General features: G+C 51.9%; 10 protein-coding genes. 4 read left to right on the top strand and 6 right to left on the bottom strand.

Features of this window, described 5'->3' with window-relative positions:
* Positions 1-3,355 (top strand): tandem-95 repeat protein (locus tag SD69_RS14895; protein ID WP_041523839.1); only part of this gene is annotated, 3,355 nt, incomplete at its 5' end.
* Positions 3,356-3,418: 63 nt separating this feature from the next.
* Positions 3,419-3,742, top strand: a complete 324-nt coding sequence (locus tag SD69_RS14890; RefSeq protein ID WP_408606040.1) for a hypothetical protein — start codon at positions 3,419-3,421, stop codon at positions 3,740-3,742.
* An 18-nt stretch (positions 3,743-3,760) separates the two neighbouring features.
* Here SD69_RS14890 and SD69_RS14885 read toward each other — a convergent pair whose 3' ends face one another.
* The 6 genes from SD69_RS14885 to SD69_RS14860 all read right to left on the bottom strand — a co-directional run bounded on the left by SD69_RS14885 (position 3,761) and on the right by SD69_RS14860 (position 12,675).
* Entirely contained in the window at positions 3,761-5,671 is a 1,911-nt protein-coding gene (locus SD69_RS14885; RefSeq protein ID WP_041523838.1) for a bifunctional diguanylate cyclase/phosphodiesterase, read from the bottom strand.
* A gap of 40 nt (positions 5,672-5,711) precedes the next feature.
* On the bottom strand, positions 5,712-6,425 hold the full coding sequence (locus SD69_RS14880; RefSeq protein WP_232301214.1) for a transglutaminase-like cysteine peptidase: 714 nt from the start codon (positions 6,423-6,425) through the stop codon (positions 5,712-5,714).
* A 108-nt stretch (positions 6,426-6,533) separates the two neighbouring features.
* On the bottom strand, positions 6,534-6,737 hold the full coding sequence (locus tag SD69_RS14875) for a hypothetical protein (RefSeq protein ID WP_041523837.1): 204 nt from the start codon (positions 6,735-6,737) through the stop codon (positions 6,534-6,536).
* A gap of 63 nt (positions 6,738-6,800) precedes the next feature.
* Positions 6,801-8,048 (bottom strand): ribonucleotide-diphosphate reductase subunit beta, encoded by a 1,248-nt coding sequence (locus tag SD69_RS14870; protein ID WP_041523836.1) that lies wholly within the window; start codon positions 8,046-8,048, stop codon positions 6,801-6,803.
* A gap of 76 nt (positions 8,049-8,124) precedes the next feature.
* On the bottom strand, positions 8,125-11,055 hold the full coding sequence (locus SD69_RS14865) for a ribonucleoside-diphosphate reductase subunit alpha (protein WP_041523835.1): 2,931 nt from the start codon (positions 11,053-11,055) through the stop codon (positions 8,125-8,127).
* 792 nt (positions 11,056-11,847) lie between these two features.
* Entirely contained in the window at positions 11,848-12,675 is an 828-nt protein-coding gene (locus SD69_RS14860; RefSeq protein ID WP_041523834.1) for a TonB-dependent receptor, read from the bottom strand.
* A gap of 160 nt (positions 12,676-12,835) precedes the next feature.
* Here SD69_RS14860 and SD69_RS14855 point away from each other — a divergent pair, with 160 nt between their 5' ends.
* Together SD69_RS14855 and purU are read left to right on the top strand one after the other, a co-directional pair.
* Entirely contained in the window at positions 12,836-13,738 is a 903-nt protein-coding gene (locus tag SD69_RS14855; RefSeq protein ID WP_041523833.1) for an AEC family transporter, read from the top strand.
* Positions 13,739-13,852: 114 nt separating this feature from the next.
* The gene (gene purU, locus SD69_RS14850; RefSeq protein ID WP_041523832.1) at positions 13,853-14,713 is read left to right on the top strand and encodes a formyltetrahydrofolate deformylase; all 861 of its coding nucleotides are present in this window, start codon (positions 13,853-13,855) and stop codon (positions 14,711-14,713) included.
* Positions 14,714-14,841: the final 128 nt, after the last annotated feature.

Genomic DNA, 14,841 nt, shown 5'->3' with positions numbered 1-14,841 from the left:
CAGTGACAGCTTCACCTACAGCATCACCGACGCGGACGGGCAGACCGACACCGCCACCGTGAGCATCACCGTGAACCCCATAAACGATGCGCCAGTAGCTATAGATGACAACGCCATTACGGCAGAAAACACCTCTGTTAATTTGACAGTGGACGACATCGTTACGCCAAACGACACCGACCTGGACGGCGATACATTGACTATTAGTGCGGTTAGCAACCCTGTTAATGGCTCTGTCGTACTCAATGCTAATGGCAGTGTGACTTTCTCTCCCGACGCTAATTTTAGTGGTGAGGCAACGTTTGATTACACTGTTAGTGATGGCAACGGGGGCACTGATACGGCGACCGTCACCGTCTATGTTCCGGGTTTAAACGATAACGCTGGGGATGTGTATGAAGAGGCGCTACCTGGCGGAAGTAACAGCGCGAGTACCGCGGAGGTAACCACTGGGAATCTGCTGGCTGATGATATTGCTTTGCCGAATGGGTTGTCTTTGGCCGTTACTATTGCGGGCGGTAGTGTTGATAACAGCACGGTAGGTCAATCCGTCATTACAACCGCTGAGGGAAATACCTTAGTGGTGAACACAGACAATAGCTCCGCCAATTTTGGGGATTATACCTATACCTTAATTAATGCTGTGAATCACAAGGTAGTCGAGCATAGCTTCGGTTCTAATCGAGAGGGTTGGAGTGGATCTGGTGTCTCTCAGCAGTCGAATAGTTTGCGAATTGGGCGTGATAGCACTGCCACTCAAACCTTTAGTTTTGGGGCCGATATGGCGGGTGAACAAGTGACATTGATGTTCGATGTTAGAACAACTGGCGGCTGGGAAACCTCTGGAGGCTCGCAGGATTATTTTAATGTTATTGCAAATGGTTCAACGGTCGAGTCCTTCTCGCCAGCGAATGGTAGCACTACTCAGGTCTCAACTACCCTGACACTCGATAGCAATGGCTCTGTGGTGGTGGCATTGAATGCAAACACCACGGCAAATAACGAAGTGGCTTATGTTGATAATCTATCGTTATCTACGTTAGAGCGTGCCGATGAATTTACTTATACACTGAGTGATGGTGTGGGCTTTAGCGATAGCGCGACACTGAATATTTCTATCCATGATGATCAGGCCGATACCCCAAGGGATTACGGTGAATCTGTTTCGATCACTGAAGACCAGAACATTGCATTAGGTGCTTTAAATCTACTGGAAAACACCACACCTCAATCAAGTAGTAACTCGATTGCATCGGTAACAGGTTTAACGTTACTTGTTAACGGGGTGAATGCGGCTTCTGAGTTTACGATTACCAATGAGTCGACGAGCGCTGGTGAAGTGGCTAAGTACTCATTTGTACATAATGGTACTTACGCAAGTGCTGAACTTGTGGTCTACGAAAATGGCGATGTCGCCTGGACGAATGTTGACAACCACTTGTTAGACTTCCTGGCTGTGGGTGAGGATGCTCAGCTGGCGTTTAACTATAGCGTGGCGACAAGTAATGGCACTTTCGATTCCGCCGCAACCCTGAACATTTCCGGTGCGAACGACGCCCCTGTAGCGGTAACCGACACAGGTTTGAGCTCGGGCGGCTTTGCTTCAGAGTTCTGGGTTTATAACGAGGGGGTTGATGGACCGAACTTGTCAACTATCTCTCAAGTTATCGGGTTTACCGGCAGTAACGCTCCAGATGCGGGCTTTATCACTACCGGGTTTGATTATTCTGTCGTTCGGAACGACTCAGACTACCGTGCAAACTTAGGCACGGGCTCAAACTTAGAAAGCTGGTTGGCGGATAACGGCGATGATTCGTCTGTCATTCGTTACACCACGCAAAGCTCTGGTGACGCCATCGTGCGCTTTGCTGGCGTGTTTGATGTAGCTGAGGATGGCATTTATGACTTTAATATTCGCCATGATGACGGCTTTGTGGTTTTCATCGATGGTCAGCAAACATTTGTCGCTGATTTTATTACAGCGCCCAGTAACTATTCTGAAAGTACTTTCTTGACCGCCGGCTCTCATGAGGTAGAAATTTATTACTGGGATCAAGGTGGTGAGTATGTGTTTGACGGGAGCTTATTTGACTCTTTCGGGAATGATATGTGGACTCCTGTCAACATGTCTTACCGAGGTGCTCCCATTACGACTGATGAGGACAGCGCGATTACCATCGATGTGCTTGCGAACGATACCGACATTGATGGAGATACCTTGAGTGTTTCGGCGATCACCAACGGAACCTATGGAACAGTGACTACTAATGGGCAAACCGTAACGTATACGCCGAATAGCGGTTTCTTTGGTCAGGATTCATTCACATATACAGTATCCGATGGCAATGGTGGAACAGATACTATAGCGGTTCCTGTCGAGGTTCGGCCGGCCAATAACGCACCCGTTATTGATCTGGATGCGGATGACAGCTCTGGCAAGGCTAATGGTGGATACTTTGATGCTGGGCCAACCTGGAACCCATTACCTATAACCGATGCGGATTTGTTGATCAGCGATCTTGATGGAACTCGATTGTTCTCGGCCGAGATACAAATTGTTAATCCACAAGCGGGTGACAGCTTAACCGTGAATGGTAGCCTCCCTGGTGGGCTTAGTTACAATTACAATGCATCAAGCTCTACGGCGACTATTGGTGGAGTTGCAACGCACGCCGACTATGTGAATGCGTTAAAAATGGTTGGTTTTGACGATGACGGCTCCGTGAATGGTGCACGGGATATATCCATTACTATTTATGATGGTAATGACCATAGCGCATCCGTCACCTCAACGATTTATGTAACTGACAATCAGCAGCTCGGCAACGCCGGTGACAACACAATTGATACCAGTGGCTGGGGTGGATCACAATCCTTAACCTTGAAAGGCTTTGATGGCAACGATAACTTGAGAGCAGGTGATGCCGATGACGTTCTCATTGGTGGCTTGGGTGATGATACCTTGGCCGGCGATGGTGGAAGCGACCTCTTGGTTGGTGGTTTAGGGGCAGATACATTTGCTTGGCACCTGGGCGACAAGGGAGTCTTAGCAGATCCGGCTGAAGACGTAGTGATGGATTTCTCTCTATCGCAAGGCGATAGTCTGGATTTGTCTGACCTTTTACTGAATGAGAGTGAAGATAATATTTCCGACTACCTCTACGCGGAGTCAGACGGTGTCGACACTGTGATTCGTGTTAGTAATTTCGATGGTTTGTCTGCAGGTGGCTACAACGGCGAGCTGGAGAAGACAGATCAAATCATCACGTTAGAGGGGGTCGATATGTCGGGCTTCAGCTCTAGCGGTGAAATTATCCAATACTTACTCGATAATAATCATTTGGTTATTGATTAAACCTGTATCCATCCAACGACAGTAATGGCGCCGCATCGCGGCGCCCGTGAGGCAAAAATGTTTGTGAGCCGAAACCCTAATGGTGAGATTTGTGCCGTTAGTCGAGAGAAAATAGCAGGGGTAGACGAGCCGATTGAGCTCGAGGCAGAGGAGCTGGCGCTTTTCTTTCAGGAATCTAAACCCGAGGCACAGCGGAAACTCGAACAGTCGGATCTGCAAATGGCCCGGGTGATGGAGGATGTGGTGAATTTGTTGATTGATAAGTCGGTGATTCGCTTTACTGATTTGCCTCTGGCGGCACAGCAAAAATTGCTAAGCCGCCGGGAAGTGCGCGATCAGGTGAATGATGATTTTGTTTGGAGTGATGACGACCACCTGTCACTTTAGCTACACCGTTTACACATACTATTGAATGCCTGGGCCGGTGGCTCCGTCGGTGTCCAATGTGGCTAGCGTGTGCTGCTCGGCTCTGGTCATTACCCCTTCGGCAATCATGGTCATCCCCAGTGAGTGGCCGATACGACACAAACTTTGAATATAGGAGTGATTGGTGCTCTGATTATCGACGTCACGAATAATCGCGCTGTCGATTTTTAGATAATCGAGCCCAATCCCCTGTAACTCTTCAATACGGGTAAACTCTAACCCGACATGCTCTAGGCCCACTTTGCAGCCTAAATCGCGCAACGCGCGGCTAAACTGTTTAAGCAGTGGCATTTGCCGGATTGCACAACTCTCCGGGAACTCGATCCACAAGTGTGCATTAAACTCGAGAGTTTGACCGAGTAATTCCAGAGCTCGCGTCCTAAAGTGGGCGTCGCACAGTGAGCTTTCTGAAACATTAATAGCGTAAGGTAAGTTCTTAGCTTTAATGTCGCCTAATGCGGTGCTAAGGACATGTTCGTCGATATGTGCGAGTAATCCTAAACGGCGAGCCCAGCCGACAAAGTAGCCCGCGCTTTGCCAGTTGTCATCAATGTTTAAACGAACCGGTCGCTCGAAGTGAATGACTCCGCCGCTGTGATCACGTACAGGGAACTCTGCCAGCGCGATGCCCGAGTGGTTAATCGCTTGCTCAATACTGACGCGCCAATCCGCCAGGTTGCGTTGTAAACCTTGGGTTTGCTCTGGCTTTTGGACTACGATGCCGCGATTACCTTTTTGCTCAGCGAGCGCCAATAAACCATCGAGGCGCGAGAGTAATTGACCTCTTGGCTCGCCGGTTTTAAGCGAGCTGGCGGCTAATGGTAAGCCCACCAGTTGGGTGTCAATGCCTAGCTCACGCAATTTGTCTAGCATATGGGCGCTGATACGGTGGGCGTTTTTTTCGATCTGGTGAGTATCTGATAGTACCACCGCGAAATCCGTACCATTAAGCCTGCCGGCAAAGTCGTCGGTACTGCCTTGGCTGACGTCATTCAGTACTTGTCCCAAGCCGGCCAGCAGTTGATCGACTTTATCTCGCCCCAGGTGTTGGTTGAGCTCTGCCAGATTAAGCAGGCGGGTTAAATAAATCGCTGTGTCCTGCTCGTGATCTTCACGCACAGTGGCGCTGTCTAGTAAATTAACAAAGTGCTCTCGATTTGACAGATTGGTAAGAGGGTCTTTTTGAGAGGCGATTTGTAAACGCTCTAGCTTTTGTCTTTCTTTGTCCAGCATGGCTTTGACACTAACCGACAGTTTATTCATAGCCCGCACCAAACGCCGTAACTCTCGCGTTTTAGGCTCGCTTGAGGTAACGAAATGACGCTGGCCAATGGCTTCGGCTTGTATGACGGCTTGATTTAGCGGATTGGTAATAAAGCGTAAAATAACCGTGCCTAACAGCCCACACACGAGCGCTGCAATCAATAACCATTGCAGTAGTTGTTGAGTGCTATGCCACAATTTTTGTTTGGCGTAGCTGGAATGGCTTAGTAGCTCGATAGTGCCATATTGTTGCCAGCCATCTTGTACCTGAGCAAGCCCGGGTTTGGGGGCAATATTCAGCATGCGGTTAAACCATTCGGGTACCGAGTCGGTGGTGGTGCCCTGAAAGTGACGCTCGGCGATAACCTCGCCGGCGGGATCGGTAAACCGAATGTACTGATAATGGCCGCTATCGAACTGGGCGGCAATTAGCAGCTCAAGCGATACCGGATCTTTTGGCATTTGCGTGATCGACAGTGCGAGTGAGTTGGCGTTGTCGATGTTCTTGAGCTGTAACTGTTGCTCCAGATACGCTTTAGCCGTGAGAGTACTAATAAAAAAGCTGCCTCCCATAGCCAATAGCAGTATTAAAATAATACCGATCCAGAGTTGTTTAATTAGTGACATAGTGACTCCCAATAGGGCCATTGCTTATACATAATTACCATTAGAGAAAACCCTCATCGCGCATGCGCTGCAGCACGTCGCGCCAGCGCGATAGGCGAGCGGTAGGGTCTGATTGTGATTTGCTGCCGCCGAGCCAAAGCCCCTGGCTATTAAAACTAAAAACCGGGGTTAAGTCTGATCGGCTTCGTGCGGGCAATATAGCGGGATTGAGATTATCCAAAATTAAAGGCTCGGCGCTGGCGTTGGCAAAATAGCCAAGCACCATATGCGCTTGAGCCTGATTGCCGAGCCTGGCTTTGACGTAAATCAGGCGCAGCTTGTCGGGTTCAAAGCCGAGTTCAAGCAGCGACATATATTTGGCAATGCTAAAATCTTCACAGTCACCACCGCGTACGCCCATTGTCTGCAGTGGGGTAGCCCAGTAATCTTTACTACGCCATAGTAGGGTGTCATCGCTAAAGGTAATGCTGCGATTAAAAAAGTCGTTAACGGCGGTGAGTTTATTCAGCTCGGTCTGGTCGGTTTGCTCGCTGAGTAGCCGAAACCACGCTTGCAGTAGAGCACTGCCATCGTCGCCGTACTCACTTTGCATGTGCTGTAATAATTTATCGCTTTGTAACGCGGTAACTGATGCGCCTAGCACAAGCAGCAGTATGCCAATCTGGAGGTCTAACCTGCGTAGCCACCCTACGACCAAACCGCGGCGGGTGCCGTTGCGCTGTGTTGGCTGAATGTCGTTAGGGTTATTGATCAAACCATTTGGCTCAGTGTTGGACTTTGGTTTGAGTATAACAGCAGTGCAGGGTAGGGGCAGCCGATAAACGCCTGTAGCGCAGGAGCGTCTATAAGACGGTAAACCGGATTAATGTAACGTGCGGCGCGGTGGCTTAGGATTATTGCTGCGATTTACCGGACGTTTTTTCGGAGAGTGGGCTGCTGCCGGAGCGAGTTCGGCCACCTGACGTTTTAGTCGGCTAATAACGCGCCCCATCACCTCTGCGGTTTGTTCTAGCTGGTTAAGGGTAAACAGAAGCTCTTCGGGATCGGGACGGTTGGATTTACTCATGGTTGGATCCGGTTTAATAAGAAAGAAAACCCGGGTGAAGATCAGCCACCCGGGTTGTAACGGTTAATCCCAGCTTAGGGCCCCGCCTGTCTGATACTCGATGACGCGGGTTTCAAAGAAGTTTTTCTCTTTACGCAGATCCATGATCTCGCTCATCCACGGGAAGGGGTTTTGCGCACCGGCGTACTGCTCTTTAAGGCCCAGCTGTGCCAGACGGCGGTTGGCGATAAAGTGCAGGTACTCTTCCATCATGGCCGCGTTCATACCCAAAATACCACGGGGCATAGAGTCTCGGGCGTAGGCGATTTCCAGCTCGGCACCCTCGATGACCATTTGCGTGACTTCCTGCTGGAACTCGGCAGACCACAAATGCGGATTTTCGAGTTTGATCTGGTTAATGACGTCGATGCCAAAGTTAAGGTGCATGGATTCATCGCGCAAAATGTACTGAAATTGCTCGGCAACCCCGGTCATTTTATTGCGACGGCCCATGGACAGAATCTGGCTGAAACCGCAGTAAAAGAAGATGCCTTCAGTGACTACATAAAAAGCCACCAAATTGCGCAACAATTCTTGATCTGTCTCGGGCGTGCCGGTGGTAAAGGTTGGGTCGCCCAGCGCTTGAGTATGTTTCAGGCTCCAGGCCGCTTTTGCCGCTACTGAGGGCAGCTCGCGATACATGTTAAATACTTCGCCTTCGTCCATGCCCAGTGACTCGATGCAGTACTGATAAGCGTGGGTGTGGATCGCCTCTTCAAACGCCTGACGCAGAATATACTGGCGACACTCAGGGTTGGTAATCAGGCGATACAGTGCCAGTACTAAGTTGTTGGCAACCAGCGAGTCAGCGGTAGAGAAATAACCCAGGCTGCGTTTAACCACACGGCGCTCGTCTTCGGTCAGGCCCTCTTTGCCTTTCCACAGTGAAATGTCCGCGGTCATGTTGACCTCTTGCGGCATCCAGTGGTTGGCACAGCCGTCCAGGTATTTTTGCCAGGCCCAGTCGTATTTAAAGGGCACCAGCTGGTTGAGGTCGGCGCGGCAGTTGATCATGCGCTTGTCGTCAACTTCGATACGTTGAGCGCCGATTTCCAGCTCTTCCAGGCCCGGGGCGACGTCCAGTTGTGCCAGTGACTCGCGCGCCTGACGGATTGCGTCGTTATTGGTGGTAGGCTCGGTGGCTGGTGCCGCTTCATTTACGGGAGCAGCCTCGGAAGGCTTGGTCTCGGTTTTGGAGGGTTTTGCCATCGCCGCAGGGTTTGGCGCGGCTTGAGCGTTTTCTTCAGCGTTAAAATCGTCCCAGCTCAACATGTTGGCGGTATCCTTTTGATCGTATTCGGTAAAAAGTGTGGCGAGCTACCCCGCCGCGCGGGGTAGCTGAGTTCTACTACTGGCAAGCTTCGCAGTCGGGGTCGTCCAGCGAGCAAGCCTGTGGTACAGGCGCCGCTTGCGGAGCGCTTGCTTCGCTAGTGGCACTGGCCGCTGCGCTGCTGGCCGCGGCCGAGCCACTGGCACCGCTGCCAGATGACACCGCGTTGAGAGAGCCGGTGCTAATCGTCGACTTCTCGGTGGTGGTAGCGGCCAAGGCACGCAGGTAGTAGGTGGTTTTAAGGCCTTGGAACCACGCCATCCGATAAGTCACATCCAACTTCTTGCCATTGGCGCCTGAAATATACAGGTTGAGGCTTTGCGCTTGATCGATCCACTTTTGACGGCGGCTGGCCGCTTCGACAATCCAGCGCGGCTCGACTTCAAATGCGGTGGCGTAGAGCTGCTTAATGTCGTCTGGGATGCGGTCGATTTTTTGTAGTGAGCCCTCGTAGTACTTGAGGTCGTTAACCATCACGCTGTCCCACAAACCCTGTGCTTTTAAATCGCGAACCAGTGATGGGTTAACAACTGTAAACTCACCGGACAGGTTCGATTTAACGTACAGGTTTTGGTAGGTCGGCTCGATCGACTGGCTCACACCGGTAATATTGGCAATGGTTGCTGTCGGCGCAATCGCCATTACGTTGGAGTTACGCATGCCTTGAGTTTTCACGGTTTCGCGCAGGGTGTCCCAGTCGAGCCGTTGCGTGCGATCTACCTGCAGGTAATCGGCACCGCGCTCGCGGGCGAGGATCTCGAGTGAGTCTACTGGCAAAATACCCTGGCTCCAGAGTGAGCCCTCAAAGCTTGAGTAACGGCCGCGCTCGGCTGCCAAATTAGAGGATTCGGCAATGGCGTAGTAGCTGATGGCTTCCATCGAAGTATCGGCAAATTCCACGGCCTCGGGCGAGCCGTAGGCGATGTGTTGTGCGTACAGAGCATCCTGGAAACCCATAATGCCCAAGCCAATGGGGCGGTGGCGCAGGTTAGAGGTGCGCGCTGTGTCTACCGAGTAGTAGTTAATATCGATGACGTTGTCGAGCATGCGGATAGCGGTTTTAACCGTTTTGGCTAATTTATCCTGATCTAACTTGCCATCGACAATGTGTTGCGCCAGGTTGATGGAGCCTAGGTTACACACAGCGATCTCTTCGTTGGCTTTGGTGTTAAGCGTAATTTCGGTACACAGGTTAGACGAGTGCACGACACCGGCGTGTTGCTGTGGGCTACGCAGGTTACAGCTGTCTTTAAACGTGATCCAGGGGTGGCCGGTTTCAAACAGCATGCCGAGCATCTTACGCCATAAATCCAGAGCGCGAACGGTTTTAAACGGCTTGATTTTACCCGCGGCAGCTTGTTGCTCGTAATGGGTGTAGCGCTCTTCAAATGCGCTGCCAAACAAGTCGTGCAAATCCGGTACATCGTTGGGCGAGAACAGCGTCCATTCTTTGTCTTCAAACACGCGCTTCATAAACAGGTCGGGAACCCAGTTGGCGGTGTTCATATCGTGGGTGCGGCGGCGGTCATCACCGGTGTTTTTACGCAGCTCCAGAAACTCTTCGATGTCTAAGTGCCAGGTCTCGAGGTAGGCACACACGGCACCCTTACGCTTACCGCCTTGGTTAACGGCAACGGCGGTGTCGTTGGCGACTTTAAGGAAGGGCACCACGCCCTGCGAGCGACCATTGGTACCTTTAATGTAGGCGCCCAAGGAGCGAACGGGTGTCCAATCATTACCCAGGCCGCCGGCAAATTTGCTCAGCATGGCGTTATCTTGCATTGCCCCGTAAATGCCGTGCAGGTTGTCGGGCACGGTGGTTAGGTAGCAAGAAGACAGCTGTGGGCGCAGGGTACCGGCGTTAAACAGTGTCGGGGTGGAGCTCATGTAATCGAACGAACTCAGCAGGCGGTAAAACTCAATGGCACGCTCTTCGCGGTTGTCCTCTTCAGCGGCCAAGCCCATGGCGACACGCATAAAGAAAATTTGCGGCAGCTCGATGCGAACATCGTTGCTGTGAATAAAGTAGCGGTCATACAAGGTTTGCAGGCCCAGGTAAGTAAACTGCAAATCGCGCTCGGCCAGCAGGGCTTTGCCGAGTTTTTCTAAGTCGTAGTTTAATAGCTCGGGGTCGATTAGCTCTAGCTCGACACCTTTGCGGATGTAAACTGGCAGGGCACGGGCGTAGTAGTCGTGCATTTCTGCCTGGGTCGCCGCTTCGGCCACACCCAAAAAGCCCAAGGCTTCAGAGCGCAGTTTATCCAGCAGCAGGCGCGCGGTGGCGTAGCTGTAGTTAGGCTCTTTTTCGACTAGTGTCCGGGCGGTGATGACCAGTGAGGTGTTGACGTCGGTAAGGCTGACACCGTCGTACAGGTTGCGCATGGCTTCATCGAGGATGGCCTTGTCGTCGACATCGGTTAAGCCGGCACAGGCTTCGGAGACGATGGTGCGGATGTGCACCATATCCAGCGGCGCAGTGCTGCCATCGTCCTGAGTGATCTGAACGGTGGGGTAGTCGGGATCGGGTTGTATCGGTGCGTCGTCCGGGTGCTTAGAGGCGCGCAGACGGGCATGCTCTTCACGGTACAGAACATAGTCACGAGCAACTTTTTGCTCGCCTGAGCGCATTAACACCAATTCGGCCTGGTCCTGGATGTCCTCGATATGAACGGTGCCACCCGAGGGCATGCGGCGTTTAAAGGTTGCGGTAATTTGCTTGGTAAGGTTGTCCACAGTTTCGTGTACACGGCTTGAGGCCGCGGCAGTGCCGCCCTCGACCGCCAAAAATGCTTTGGTCATCGCCACAGCGATTTTGCTGGCATCAAAGGGTACCACGGTGCCGTTGCGCTTAATGACGCGCAGCTGGCCCGGCGCCGTTGCCTCCAGGTTTTGATGGGTGTCGTCGCTTCTGGAAGTTGAGGCTTGGGACGAGTGTGTGTCTGTCTGCATGAAGATCTCCGTGGAAAATTCCCTACTGGTCTCGGGGTGCGGGGTGCTCCCGCTAATAATATTGCGAAAATGTATCTCCAGCCGCTGCGGCACGCCACGGTGCTACAGGGGCTGTTTTACAACCTGTTGAACTAATGTGTACTTATTTAAGGAGTACAAAATATTGATATCTGTATTCGTGCCGGGCTTTGATCGTTGCTGCGGTTATGAATAGGTTAATAACCGCTTTGCTTTACCTGACACCGGGTGGTTATGGGTAAAACCAACGCATCAATATGCCAATATCAAGGTGCCCATACCAACTACACCGACTACCAATATAGAAGTATCAAAAATAATAGCGGTGCCAAAAAAAGGGTCACCAAAAGTCGGGCTGGATAAGCCCTGCTCGTACTCGTTATCTCTGAGGCAGCAGCGTGGTTACATAGGCCCATGCTTTATGGCGCCGAGACTGGTAAGCCGCGCTGTGTCTGGCAAAGGCGCCAGAGGGGGTGTTTGCCACCGCTTAGCTCGTCTGCCGTGTTTATCTGAAAACCCTATATATAGGTGTTTTTCTAAAGTGGGATACAAGATAATGCGGTTTGAGGACGATTGCAAGTGCAGAACACCACTCTTAACGTGTGGATAACTTGTGGGTAGTTGGTGGGTGAAGTGATCACTAACGTTGCGGCCCCACACAGTCGTGGACTGTGATTTAAAGGGGGCCGTGAGCTTGAATTAGATTAAATCTTTATGACGCTTTTGCTGTTTATTCGTTTAGATTTGAGGGCCAGAGCGGCCCTTGTTACGGGCTTAAAAACGGCCGGTAACATAAACGGTTGGGCCGCTAAAGGTGGCATCAAAACTATTGGTTAACCGTGGCTTGGTTTGGGTCAAATCATAGTCGACCCAACGGTAACCGGCGCCCAAGCCAATATGGGGGGTAATGGCATAGTCAAGCTCAACATCTGCCGCGGTTAGCCCGCCATCGTACTCATCGTATTTTAACGATAGCCAGCCCAGCGTTGAAGAGACCTTCCAGCGCGGGCTTAGGTCGTGACTGGCAAATAGGACGATGTTGGGCAGCGGGGCGCTTACACTGCTTGTGCCTGTGCCTATTTCGCGGGTGGCGTTGTCGGTAACGGTGCGTGCATCAATCGACATACTCATATCAATCAAGTGCAACCCCAAGCCTAAGTCCATTTTAGTCGTGGTCGACTGATATAGGTTGTACCCAAGGTTGATCACATAGAGCTTGGCATCGTACTCCGAGCGGGTCATCAGGGTGCCCTCGATGTCATCGATGTTTTGCGGAATATCCAGGTCACCAAACTCAAAGGCAAAGTCCACCGCGGTGTCGGCACTGCTGGTAAAGCTCGAGTAATTACCCCACAGCTGCCAGTTCTCACTGATTTGCCAGGTGGCGCTAAACCAAGGGTTTGTGTCACTCTCGTTATGGCCCAGATCTTCCAGGCTGAGCTCGGTACCCGGGCGGTCGTTATCGTTGACCCCGGACGCAATGGCGATATCAGTGTATTGGTGAAAACCACCCACCTTAAATTGCCAGGCTGGGTTGTCCGCTTGCGCGGCACCTGCCAGAGTTAAGGTTAATATCGAGAGGCTCGCGATACGGAAATCCATAATTGCTCCTGAGGTGTTCTTTATAGTCGGGGTACTGGTCGTTCGGCTTATTGCGGCAGATTACCCTATAATAACCCAGATCGTCCCCTACAATATCACATCACGCACTACTGCCCGTTACGGCTAACGGCCTTTATTCTGTCAAAATTTGGAGTCTGCGTTGCTTTTAACTTTGTTGCCGATCTTAGCGCCGGTATTTATCGCAACGGCGGTGGGTTTTATTTGGGCCCGCTCGGGCGCTGAGTATCCCTCGGACTTTATCGGGCGCTTGGTGATGACCGTTGGTACGCCGTGCCTGATCGTCTCATCCATGGCCAGTACCGATGTCGAGCTGGCCAGTATCACCCGTGTCGCCCTGGCGGCGGCATTGGTGTTGGGCTTAACCGGGGTGTTGGCCTACGGGGTATTGCGGGTAAAGGGTTTCGATGTTGCCACTTACCTGCCGCCGATTGTCTTACCCAATAACGGCAATATGGGCTTACCCGTGTGCCTGTTTGCATTTGGTGAGCAGGGCTTGGCGTTAGCGCTGGGTTACTTTTTGGTGATGATGTTTATTACCTTTACCATGGGCTTAGCCGTGGTGGCCGGTGGCCACGGGCCGCGGGCTATGGCGCGGGCCGTTTTGAGCCAGCCAGTGCTGTGGGCTATGTTGCTGGCACTGGCGCTGCTGTTTAGCGATACCCCGGTGCCTTTGTGGCTGGCAAATACGCTGGACTTGTTAGGCGGCTTTGCCATCCCATTGATGATGATTACCCTGGGTGTGTCGCTGGGCCGTTTAAAAGTTAAAAAATTAAAGTACAGTGTGATTTTTAGCGCAATGCGCATCGGCGGAGGGCTTGCCATTGCTTACGCGGTGGTGACAGCGTTGGGTTTAACCGGCGTTGAGCGCGGGGTGGTGCTGTTGCAATCAGCAATGCCCGTGGCGGTTTTTACCTATATTTTAAGTTTGCGCTACGAGCGGGACTATCAGGAGGTTGCCGCCATGGTGGTGACCTCTACCGCCATGGCCTTTATTACGTTGCCAGTTATTTTGGCATGGGTGCTGCCCAGCGTTGCTGCCTAGCGCTCAGGCCCTGCTATTAGCGGGGCTGCTCTTGAGTCCGGTAGGGCGATAGGATAATCTTTGCGCGCTTTAGAGCAATAAGCCGATAACCGCAGTGGAGTGAGAGCGCAACCTATGGCTGATGTAAAAGAAATCGTGCTGACCTTTAGTTGTCAGGATCAACGAGGGTTAGTGGCACGGGTGGCCAGCTTATTTGCCGAGCGCGGTTACAATATTACCGAGTCGTCGCAATTTGAAGATACCGATCAGCGCCGCTTTTTTATGCGTACCGTGTTTGACTGCCCCCAGGGCGTTAGTATGGACGATATCAATGCGTTGTTTACGCCGGTCGCCGAACAGTACCAAATGGATTGGCAAATCAGTGATACGGCCTGCAAGCCTAAAGTGCTGATTGCGGTGTCACAGTGGGGGCATTGCTTAAATAGCTTACTCAATAGCTGGAAGAACGGTTCACTGCCCATTGATATTGTCGGTGTGGTGTCTAACCATGAGGTTATGCGGCCACTGACGGAATGGTACGATCTACCGTTTGTGCACTTGCCTATTACCGCCGAGACTAAGCCGCAACAAGAGGCCGCCCTGTGGCAGCTGATGCAAGATCGCCAGGCCGACTGTCTGGTGCTGGCGCGTTACATGCAAATCCTCTCCGATGACTTATGTCGCAAGTTGCAAGGCCGCGCCATCAATATTCACCACTCGTTCCTGCCCGGTTTTAAAGGGGCTAAGCCCTACCACCAAGCCTATGAGCGCGGCGTCAAGCTGATTGGTGCTACCGCTCACTTTGTGACCGCCGATTTGGACGAGGGCCCGATTATTGAGCAGGCCGTCGAGCGAGTGTCACATGTTAATTCCCCTGAGGGCATGGCTGAGATTGGCCGCGATATCGAGGCGGTGGTACTTAATCGTGCGCTGCGCTGGCACGCCGAGCACCGCGTGCTGTTAAACGGCAGTAAAACCGTGGTGTTTTCTCGCTAAATTCCTAGGCCCTGTGGTCGATATATCTCCTAACGACACTCGCCCGAGTGTCGTTTTTTTAATGTTTTTTGAGTCTCTTGCACTTAAATGGTGCGCTTTTTAGGGGGGCTTTTTAGTTTCCCCGCTAT

Source organism: Gilvimarinus agarilyticus, assembly GCF_000832015.1.
Lineage (GTDB): Bacteria > Pseudomonadota > Gammaproteobacteria > Pseudomonadales > Cellvibrionaceae > Gilvimarinus > Gilvimarinus agarilyticus.
The sequence above is the reverse complement of the archived record's forward strand: the minus strand, read 5'-3'. Positions and strand labels throughout refer to the sequence as shown.